This window comes from Enteractinococcus helveticum (genome assembly GCF_020742345.1).
Lineage (GTDB): Bacteria > Actinomycetota > Actinomycetes > Actinomycetales > Micrococcaceae > Yaniella > Yaniella helvetica_A.
Genome location: NZ_DYXC01000156.1, coordinates 1 through 9,442, shown reverse-complemented (window position 1 = coordinate 9,442; position 9,442 = coordinate 1). Strand labels below are relative to the sequence as shown.

The window sequence follows — 9,442 nt, the reverse complement described above, 5'->3', positions numbered from 1 at the left end:
AACCGCGGCGGCGACCGAGCACTGAACAGTGCCCTGCATATAGTGACCGTCAGCAAGATGACCCATGATGCACAAACCCGTGCCTACGTGGAAAGACGACGCGCCCAAGACAAAACCGACCGAGACATCCGGCGATGTCTGAAACGCTACATCGCCCGCAGAGTCTTCCGCATCCTCAACGCTCAACATAAGGTTTTGCAACTTGCTTGACCGACATAGAAGAGTCTCGGAAGACAGCTGGCCACCGAAGGAACCCCCGTGGTGGTCTCGTGTCGGGTGCTCAAGCTTGCTCGTCAACCGTATGACCGCTGGGTGCACCAACCCGTGTGCCAGGCTGAGCTGGTGGCAGCCAATCGTGTCAACCGATGGCGGATCGGCCCGCCTGGCGGATCTGCCACGACAACCAATGGTTCAGCGTATTCAGCAGACGAAAAGCACGCGGCAACGGTATGCGGCCTGGGCCTGCAGTCCACGATGACCTCGTACAACGCGACTTCACCGCCCAACGCCCCAACCAGTTGTGGCTCACTGACATCACCGAACTTCACACCGGCCAAGGAAAACTCTATGTCTGTGCGATCACAGACGTCTTCGCCGGCAAAAGCGTCGGATATTCCATCGATGCCCGGATGACCGCCCGGCTAGCCGTCAACGCACTGAACAATGCGGTGGCATTACTAGGCAACGTGGCCGGCTGTGTGGTCCATTCCAACCGCGGATCGCAGTTCGGTTCACGAAAATTTGTGCGCACCCTGACACATCACGGACTGGTCGGATCGATGGGCCGCGTCGGAGCATCAGGAGACAACGCCGCCTCGGCCGGTTGACACCAGTCGAATTCGAGACCATGATAAACACCCAAGTAGTACTCGCTGCCTGACACCTAACCGTGCAGCAGGCCCGCTCGACATTTCGCCGTACAACTCATAGTTACTCGACCGGGCCACCAAGCCGTGTTGAGCGGCGGTGGCTTCCAGCTTGAACCAGGGATACCCCATCGGAGCCCCCAAGGGCTTTGGCCTCGGGAATTCGCTCCACCACACACCCATCGTTATTCGACAGCACCACGGCTGGCCGATTGCACAAGCTGGGGTCAAAGACTCGTTCCATTGACACAAAACATGAGTTCACATCGACTAAGGCGATGTAGTCCTGGGACTGGTTTACAGCTGATGCAAACATGTGGTGGCTACACCCCAAATCAACAGATCCGATAGTTCGGCTACGGCAACATCGGGATACTCGGAATTTTCGGCCTGCAGGACGACGCCGTGGGGCGTGATACGGAGACGTTTGACGGTCATCTCACCGTCGACAATTGCCACAACGACGTGCCCGTCGCGGGGTTCAATGCCACGGTCTACAATGAGTTTATCGCCGTCGTAAATGCCAGCACCTTGCATCGAATCACCCGAGACTCGCACGATAAACGTGGATAGCTCATCGCGGATGAGCATCTGGGTCAGATCAATTTTAGTATCCGAGTAGTCTTGCGACGGTGACGGGAAACCGGCTGGCACATGGCCGACGCCGGCAGAAATCATGCGAGGCTCGGCAGATCCCGGTGCGTAGGAATACACCCCTTCAACTTTCATCCCAAGTCTCCCCTCGCTCGGTTATCAGTCTAATCGGTTTGAGGAGCTCTACGACCGCTAGTTGATGTAGGACATGGGTGGCTGGACGAGTGCATTGAGCCGTTCGAGTTCTTCCGGGTGGTCATCATAGAACGCTCGATGGCTGCGGTGTACTTTGGCCGCAAATGTGTTGCGGAAGCCCTGTGCAGTTTCGTCCCAGTCTGGATCATCAATGCTCACCCCTTGGAGCTCAAAGCGTCGGTACTGCAGCTCTTCAAGCAACCGGATATACGCCAGCGAATAATCGAAGCGGTTATAGTCCAAATTCACCAGAGTCTTACCCGAATATAGCTTGAACCGGTGCACGCCCGTATCCAGCCGGTCGAGCTGATCAAACCGTACTTCCCGATAGAATAGTTTCCCAAACCGCGTCCAGATCTTGTCTCGATCCACCCCGAATCGCCGGAACAGTCCGTGAGCTATGAATAAATACCCCATAAACGTGGCCAGGCCCGGCATGATGATCGAAAAAAATATCATCGGTCTGACCTTCCACGTAATCCCTGATCGGAAAGTACATGGTGGGGGTCATGACCAGGCTCATGAGTAGCCCGATGGGGAGCAAAATCTTCGCCTGTGAAAATACTCGCGGCTCCTCAGGATGCCGACTCATCTTCCGCAACTTCCGCTGCACCGAGCCACTGGCCGCCCCGGCAGCAAACCCAGCACCACGACCAAACTGCTGTGGTTCAACCATCAGGCATCCGACTTTTCCAAAAATTCTGAGAAGGCATCAGACAATCCCTTGCCCTGCTTAACGCTGATCAAATTAACGTAGAATACAAGCGCTTCACTGCGTGCGGCGAGACAGCACGTCCACCAGCATTCGGATGATGACGAGCGCGAGGAAGACCGCGAATACGATATTGGCAATCTCCGGGCTCAGGGCGTGTGCGGTCCACACGCCCACCGGGGTCGCCAATGCAGCGGCCCCACCGATGACCAGCGCAGCCGGCGGGTCAACGTTTTTACGTCGCACGTTTGCGACAGTGCCGGACATGCCGGTGGCAATCACCACGAGTAAAGATGTGCCTTTCGCGACGAGGTCGCTGGCACCAAACAACACGACGAGCAGCGGCACAATGATCACTCCCCCACCGATCCCCAACAGCCCGGACATCACGCCGGTGAACAGCCCGAGGGCGACCAGTCCCGCGCCGAGCAACCAGTCCATCTCGACGACGGCGTCGCGTGAAGGAATGACCACGAACAGCGAAGCGATCACGAGCAACATGAACACGATAAATCCCCACCGGACGGCGCGCTGCGGCAACACCGTCAACAACCACGAACCAATCGGCGCACCAACAATTGACCCGGTGGCCAACAGTACGGCCATCAGCAGATCCAGGTTGCCTTCGATCGCATAGGAGATAACACCGACGATCGCCGGCAGGACGACGGCAAGCAGTGAGGTTCCCGCGGCGATGCGCGTGTAGTACCCAAAAAGATATACCAGCGCTGGCAACACGATAATCCCACCGCCGATACCAAACAGCCCAGATGAGACACCCACGGCCAGACCCAACAGGATGAGTCCGAACCAATTGCGTTGTGCTGGGATGGTGTATGCCGTCACGGCCCCTCCGCTCGATGAGATGTTGCTACCGGGACTGAGAGTAGCACCATCTCGTCATCAGTTTTACCTATGAGTCTGATCGGAACAATTCGTTTTACTTTTTATGAAACTTAACACAAAGTAGAGGGAATCAGATCACATGATGTAGATCACGAAGCCTTGAAGGAGTTTGAGTGCAACAGGAACTCGATCTTGCACCACGCATCATCACCCTGGGGACTGCCGGTGGGCCACGCTGGTGGTCCTCACGTACCGGACAGCACCGCCATGGGATTGCCACGGCCGTCATCGTCGGCGATCAGTACTACTTGGTAGACGCCGGGCTCGGCGTTGGACGGCAGTTGGAACGCGCGGATCTATCATTCGATGACATGCGCGCGATGTTCATTACCCACCTGCATTCCGACCACACGGTGGATATCCCCAGCCTGCTGACGATGGGCTTGTATGCTCGCGACATTGAAGCCAATGGGCCGATCAAGATTCTTGGTCCCGGCGACCGCGGCATGCTGCCCCCGGTATCCGAACGCGCCGAAGTCGCCCCGCAACCGGTATGTCCCGACAATCCGACGCCGGGCACCTACGGCATGGTGCATTCGATCGTCCAGGCCTACGCGACCGATCTCAATGACCGGATCTTGGATGCGCTGCGCCCTTCACCGCTGGATTGCTTTACGGTCCAAGATATTGAGATCCCTGAGGACATTGATTATCACCCGAATGACAATCCAACCCCGGTGGGCATGGCACCGTTTGAGGTCTACCGCGACGAACTGGTCACGGTGACCGCGATTCTGGTCGAGCACCCGCCGGTTGCCCCGGCCTTTGCATTCCGCTTCGACACGGTTGCTGGCTCGGTGACCATTTCGGGCGATACAACTGCGACCGACAACCTGGTCACCCTGGCAACCGGAACCGATCTACTGCTGCACGAAGCCATCGACTTCGACTGGGTCGAACGCGCCTACGGCGGCGGCAAAACCCAAACCGATCAAGCCTCGATTGATCATCACCGCAAGTCACATACTTCTCCAGAACAGGCCATTGATCTGGCCGAACGCGCCGGTGCCGCCCGATTAGCGCTGCACCACCTGGTGCCGGGCAACACTCCGGCCGAGCGCTGGGAAGCACTGGGGGCAACCTTCAGCGGAGAATTCTTTATCCCGCACGATCTCGATTCCATTTCATTTGCACACCAGGATTCCCATCAGGTGATGCCGCACACTAAGGTAGGTGTCTAAATGACCAAGACCATCAACACGCAGGACGTCACAACGCAAGAGCTGTCCGATTCGCTGAACACCACGATGATGCGGCGAATCCTGGCCTCGAGCTTTTTGGGCTCGATGATCGAATTCTACGACTTCATCCTGTTCGCCACCGCAGCCTCCGTGGTCTTCAGCCAGGTTTTCTTCGTTGACCTGGACCCCGGCCTTGGCCTGTTCCTGTCCTTCACCATCCTGGCAGTCGGCTACGTGGCCCGCCCGATCGGTGGCATCCTCTTCGGGCACTTCGGCGACAAGCTGGGCCGCAAGGGCGTGCTGGTCACCTCAATGATGCTCATGGGCGGCACCACCGTGGCCATCGGTCTCCTGCCAACCACCGCAGCCATCGGTGTCGCAGCCCCGATCATGCTCACGCTGTTCCGCGTCATTCAGGGCCTGGCCGTCGGTGGCGAATGGGGCGGCGCGATGCTCATCGCCCTGGAACACGCGCCCAAGAAACGCCGTGGCTTTGCCGCCAGCTTCGCCAACATGGGTGGCCCAGCCGGTGCGGTCCTCGCCACCGTCGTCATGAGTATCTTCACCATGCTGCCCGACGAACAGTTCCTGTCCTGGGGCTGGCGCGTACCGTTTCTGCTGTCCGCCGTGCTGGTGCTCATCGGTCTGGTCGTGCGCATGAAGGTCCACGAATCCCCGATCTTCCAGAAACTCCAGGATGAAGCCGAGGAACGTAAAGTACCTTTCTTTGAGGTTATTTCTAAATACCCACGCAACCTGATCTTGGGCATCGTTGCCGGTATGAGCTCCTACACCGTGCAAGGTTTGATGACCGTGTGGGCTATCTCGTACGTCATCAACGACGGCCTGGATGCCACTCACGTACTGTGGGTCAAAGCCTTAGGCGCCGCCTCAACCGTGGTGGTCGTCTGGTTCGCCTCGCAACTGTCCGATAAATTCGGACGTCGTCCGGTGATGATGGGCGGCATGCTGCTGGGTGCAGTCTTCGCCTTCCCGGTCATGTTCATGCTGGACATGGCCAACCTGTGGGTCTTCGCCTTCGCATTGCTGCTCACCCAGGGCCTGGTGCAGGGCAGCATTTTCGGCCCATTCGGAGCGTTCTGTGCCGAAATGTTCCCAACCCACATCCGTTACACCGGAGCTTCGCTGGTTTACCAGACCTCCTCAACCCTGGGCGCCGGCTTCACCCCGATGATTGCTTCATCCCTGGTGGCCTTCGCCGGCGGTTCGCTATGGCTGATCGCCGTGGTGTGGATTGCGGTGTTTGTCGTCGCGATTGGGGCAACCCTGTTAGTCAAAGAAGGTCGCACCGCTGACCTTGAAGGAACTAAGTTCTAGCCTACGACGACGCAGTATTGGGTGCGCGATTTCATGCCGTTTCGGCATCCAGTCGCGCACCTTCTGCTGTACACACCGCAATGAGTTCAGCCAGACGTCGACTGTGTCGATCCTGCACGAACGCAATGCAGATATCGCTGGGTTCAAAATTTTCCAGCTGGATGGTCACCAACGGCAGCCCGTCATAGGAGATATCTACCGGCGGTCGCTGCACCAGCACACTCCAGCCCAGTCCACGGGCAACCAGCCCGCGAACGGCCTCAAAGCTGGTGGACCGCCACGCAATATTCGGTTCGATGCCACCGGCGCGCAACTTCGGTAACTGATTATCTCGCACCGCCGGAATATCCAACAGCACGTATGGGTCGTCGCCAAAGTCGGCGATCTTGGCGCTGGTTCGTCCGGCCAATCGATGCGAAGGTGCCACTAGCGCATAGCCTTGGCCTTTGCGAATCACCTGGTGGCGCACCCCATCAATGAGGTGACCGGAGTGGGTAAAGACCGCGTCAAATTGCCCTTCGAGCATTTGGCGCTGCAGCTGCTTCCCGTCACCTTCCACGATGCGAACCGAAACCTGTGGATTCGGAACAATGAAATGCTCCGCAATAAACGGCACCCAGAACGGAGCAACAGCAGTGTAGATTCCAATGTCCAAGGGACCGACCAGCTCTTCAGCGCGTTCGGTCATTTCTTGTTGGACGTCTGCAGCACGTCCCACCAATTCCCGAGCATCGGCTAAGAATCTTCTGCCCGACGACGTCAACTGGATTCCGTGGGTACGGGTTCGCACCATGAGCTGCTGGCCGACGGCGCGTTCCAGCTCGTTGAGCGATTGCGACATGGCTGCCTGGGAAATATGTACCTCGGCCGCAGCAGCTGTCACGGTCCTGGCCTCGGCTGCAGCGATGAAATGCTGCAGCTGGCGCAGCGTAAAACGAAACGGATCCACAGGGCTCCTCAGCAGGCAACAATATATATGAGGCGAGTACATTCCATTGATGTATGGCCTCAGCTATTACGTATCTGAAATCGCAATTTACACCACATCTTAGCGTTCTAGCTTATGCGAGGTTTCCAGAGCTTGAGCATTGAATAGCTCCCTCGATCATGTGTGACTCATGCCATCGTGTGGCGGTCTTCGGCAGTTTCAACGCTCGGTTTCTTTCTAGCGCGTGTCAGGGTGTCGGCGTAGCATGGTGGTCATGAGCCAGCATGATATTGCCCGGGAGTTCTTCGATACCTACACCCGCGCACTGCTTGCCCGTGATGCCAAGGCGATCGCTAGTCACTATGCGGTGCCTGCGTTGATCGTGTTCCCTCAGCAGCTGATCGCAGTGTCCGACGTCGTCCAGACCGAAGGTTTTTTTACCAGTGCGTTCAGCCAATACGAGGCAGTTTCCGTTGCACAGGCTAGCGTTGAAGTCGCAGCAGCGACCAGTCACAGCATATGGGCAGACGTCGCGTGGGATTATCAGGGTGGCGCACCGAACGAGCGAAACATGTATCAGCTCGTCCGCGATGGTGATGCTTGGAAGATCGCCGTGCTGACCCCGCTGGAACTATGAATGGCCTCACCAACCGGGAACACGGTAAGAAGCGGGGAAAGCAGGATTGCGTCCCGTCAATTATAACGGCATCTGGAAGCCACAGACTTCATCTAAATAGGCAGCAGCCTCCTGGACGTCGGGCTCGTCAAGCCGTGCTTGAAACTCCGATTCAATGGTCTCAAGGTCACCGCCGGCTGAAGCGATCGAAGAGTTGAGCGCCTCCGCCATGGTATCGATAGATTGGCCAAGCTTATCGTCCTGCGCCTCGTCAGCGATCGTCTCTATTTCGGAGAAACTGTCACTGACCTGCCCGAGGATATCACCAAAGCTCATGGACGCCGGATCAATATCGCTGACCTCGTTGATGACGTCCTGGAATCGTTCGCAGGTGACTTCAGGTGGGTCGCCGGCTTCTTCAAGATTGTCCTGGCCGCCACACCCACTGAGCACCAACAGCGCACTGATAGCGGGGACGATGGGTGCGAGCTTTTTGAACGACATGGGTAGACCAATCTCTCGACACGGCGGCAAATCAGCTTTACTCTAGTGTTTCCCACTACGGCATCGCAATGATCAGATTCACCCGGTGGGTGGCACCAGCACTCCGAGTTCTTTGCGCCACCACCACTGGCCGGTCTCGCGGCGCTCGGTAGCTGTGGCATACCGGTACTCATAGATCTTGACCCGGATCAGCACGGGCGGTTGACCGTCAAACGGATCATGGCCGAGCAGTTTTCGAATCCCTGGGTCGCCGTCCAAAATTTTGTCTAGGAGTCGGCGAAACCAGGGCTGATTCGCAGAGCCCAACGCCAAAAACCACATCATCCAGTCCAGGCGCAAATGATACGGCGCAACCTGGGGTGGCCGCCGGTACACATCGCCGGGTTTGCCCTTGAACTCATAAGCCTGCCAGCCGTCGTCGTCCGATGGGTCCGTGCTCATGGTGCCCTCGATAATGATTTCGCGCCGAGTTTGCGTCATGGATCCAAAGGCACCGTAGGCGTTGACCAAATGCCAGCGGTTGAAGCTGGCGTTCATGAGCTGATGCGGTGAAAACAGGTTACGCAACGGCTGCCAACTCAGCATACACAACCCGATGAAGACAACAGCGGTCAATACCAGCCACCAGCCTGGGGATTGCACACTCAGTTGTCCATCCAGCAGCGCAAGGATGCGCTCCCAACCCCAAGCGGGCCATCCCCCACCGACTAGGGCGTGGAAGAACGAGTCACTGATTGCCGAAAAGGCCACCAGAATTGTCAGCCAGTTTAACCATGCGTAGTTGCCGGTCACCACCAGAACCAGCTGGCTGATGATAATGACGACGGCGGCAATCGAGGCGATCGGTTGCGGAAAGAACAACAGCCACGGCATGATCAGTTGGATCACGTGACTGGTGAGCGTTTCAGACTTATGCCACCACTGTGGTTTCTGATGCGCCCAGCGACTGACCGGATTGGGCATGGGTTGGGTTTGATGGTGATAGTTCATGGCGGTCAGATCCCGCCAGGCGGGATCGCCGCGCATTTTGATCATCCCGGCCCCGAATTCTAGGCGGAACAAAGTCCATCGGAAGAACAGCAGGATCAGAAACGGTGGCACGACCTCGTGGGTACCGAGGAATCCGACGACGAATCCGGCCTCCAGCAGCAGAGATTCCCACCCGAAACCGTAATAGTACTGCCCGATGTTCACTATTGAAAGATACAGCCACCACATCACCAAGAACACGGGAATGGTCGTCCATGCCGGTCCGAGTTGGACCAGTCCCACCACCACCGACAGGCTTAGGGCCATGCCGATCACGCACACGATGCGCAGCAGCCGGTCACTATACGGCGTGAAGCGCCAGCGGAAGAGGCTGGGCCGATCGCGTGCACTGGTGCGTTCAATATAGTCTGGTGCCGGGCTCAGGCCGCGTTCGCCAAGCAGTGCGGGAAATTGATTGAACGCTGCTAAAAACGCAATGCCGTAGAGTGCCGCGATCCCACGCAGGAGTATTTCACGGGCGATTGTGTAGTCGGTGGCCTCCAGCAGTGGCAGCCAAGCACTCCAGTCCATGGGTATCCCTCAGCTCATCACGAGGTTTGACGTCGTCCTACA

Annotated in this window: 10 protein-coding genes and 2 pseudogenes; 5 read left to right on the top strand and 7 right to left on the bottom strand. The window is 57.5% G+C overall.

Features of this window, described 5'->3' with window-relative positions:
• A pseudogene (locus K8V32_RS13685) lies at positions 1-210 on the top strand (IS110 family transposase); the annotation flags it as partial.
• Positions 211-365: 155 nt separating this feature from the next.
• Entirely contained in the window at positions 366-827 is a 462-nt protein-coding gene (locus K8V32_RS13680; protein ID WP_524536748.1) for a DDE-type integrase/transposase/recombinase, read from the top strand.
• Positions 828-881: 54 nt separating this feature from the next.
• Here K8V32_RS13680 and K8V32_RS13675 read toward each other — a convergent pair.
• The 4 genes and pseudogenes from K8V32_RS13675 to K8V32_RS13660 all read right to left on the bottom strand — a co-directional run.
• Positions 882-1,182 (bottom strand): annotated as a pseudogene (locus K8V32_RS13675) (Y-family DNA polymerase); the annotation flags it as partial.
• The gene (locus tag K8V32_RS13670; RefSeq protein ID WP_303908650.1) at positions 1,164-1,544 is read right to left on the bottom strand and encodes a LexA family protein; all 381 of its coding nucleotides are present in this window, start codon (positions 1,542-1,544) and stop codon (positions 1,164-1,166) included. The pseudogene K8V32_RS13675 and the gene K8V32_RS13670, both read right to left, overlap by 19 nt.
• 108 nt (positions 1,545-1,652) lie before the next feature.
• Positions 1,653-2,114 carry a hypothetical protein gene (locus K8V32_RS13665; RefSeq protein ID WP_303908647.1) on the bottom strand — a complete coding sequence of 154 codons (462 nt, stop codon included), beginning with the start codon at positions 2,112-2,114 and terminating at the stop codon, positions 1,653-1,655.
• A 310-nt stretch (positions 2,115-2,424) separates the two neighbouring features.
• Positions 2,425-3,213 carry a sulfite exporter TauE/SafE family protein gene (locus K8V32_RS13660; protein ID WP_303908644.1) on the bottom strand — a complete coding sequence of 263 codons (789 nt, stop codon included), beginning with the start codon at positions 3,211-3,213 and terminating at the stop codon, positions 2,425-2,427.
• A 173-nt stretch (positions 3,214-3,386) separates the two neighbouring features.
• On the opposite strand from K8V32_RS13660, the gene K8V32_RS13655 reads away from it, so the two are divergent.
• Complete coding sequence (locus K8V32_RS13655; RefSeq protein ID WP_303908642.1) at positions 3,387-4,454, top strand: MBL fold metallo-hydrolase; 1,068 nt, start codon at positions 3,387-3,389, stop codon at positions 4,452-4,454.
• Positions 4,455-5,792: an MFS transporter gene (locus K8V32_RS13650; protein WP_303908639.1), complete on the top strand. Its 1,338-nt coding sequence runs from the start codon at positions 4,455-4,457 to the stop codon at positions 5,790-5,792. It abuts the gene before it with no gap.
• 31 nt (positions 5,793-5,823) lie between these two features.
• Here K8V32_RS13650 and K8V32_RS13645 read toward each other — a convergent pair whose 3' ends face one another.
• Positions 5,824-6,741, bottom strand: coding sequence for a LysR substrate-binding domain-containing protein (locus K8V32_RS13645; RefSeq protein WP_303908636.1), 918 nt, complete (start codon positions 6,739-6,741; stop codon positions 5,824-5,826).
• Positions 6,742-6,994: 253 nt separating this feature from the next.
• On the opposite strand from K8V32_RS13645, the gene K8V32_RS13640 reads away from it, so the two are divergent.
• The gene (locus tag K8V32_RS13640; protein WP_303908633.1) at positions 6,995-7,357 is read left to right on the top strand and encodes a DUF6841 family protein; all 363 of its coding nucleotides are present in this window, start codon (positions 6,995-6,997) and stop codon (positions 7,355-7,357) included.
• A gap of 60 nt (positions 7,358-7,417) precedes the next feature.
• On the opposite strand, the gene K8V32_RS13635 is transcribed toward K8V32_RS13640, so the two are convergent.
• Entirely contained in the window at positions 7,418-7,840 is a 423-nt protein-coding gene (locus tag K8V32_RS13635) for a hypothetical protein (protein ID WP_303908630.1), read from the bottom strand.
• A gap of 78 nt (positions 7,841-7,918) precedes the next feature.
• On the bottom strand, positions 7,919-9,400 hold the full coding sequence (locus tag K8V32_RS13630; RefSeq protein WP_303908627.1) for a lipase maturation factor family protein: 1,482 nt from the start codon (positions 9,398-9,400) through the stop codon (positions 7,919-7,921).
• Positions 9,401-9,442: the final 42 nt, after the last annotated feature.

What these genes read in the sequence shown, in the direction of transcription:
- K8V32_RS13670 (WP_303908650.1), bottom strand. Translation starts at nt 1,544, where the DNA reads ATGATTTCTGCCGGCGTCGGCCATGTGCCAGCCGGTTTCCCGTCACCG.
- K8V32_RS13640 (WP_303908633.1), top strand. Translation starts at nt 6,995, where the DNA reads ATGAGCCAGCATGATATTGCCCGGGAGTTCTTCGATACCTACACCCGC.
- K8V32_RS13665 (WP_303908647.1), bottom strand. Translation starts at nt 2,114, where the DNA reads ATGATATTTTTTTCGATCATCATGCCGGGCCTGGCCACGTTTATGGGG.
- K8V32_RS13635 (WP_303908630.1), bottom strand. Translation starts at nt 7,840, where the DNA reads ATGTCGTTCAAAAAGCTCGCACCCATCGTCCCCGCTATCAGTGCGCTG.
- K8V32_RS13630 (WP_303908627.1), bottom strand. Translation starts at nt 9,400, where the DNA reads ATGGACTGGAGTGCTTGGCTGCCACTGCTGGAGGCCACCGACTACACA.
- K8V32_RS13680 (WP_524536748.1), top strand. Translation starts at nt 366, where the DNA reads ATGGCGGATCGGCCCGCCTGGCGGATCTGCCACGACAACCAATGGTTC.
- K8V32_RS13650 (WP_303908639.1), top strand. Translation starts at nt 4,455, where the DNA reads ATGACCAAGACCATCAACACGCAGGACGTCACAACGCAAGAGCTGTCC.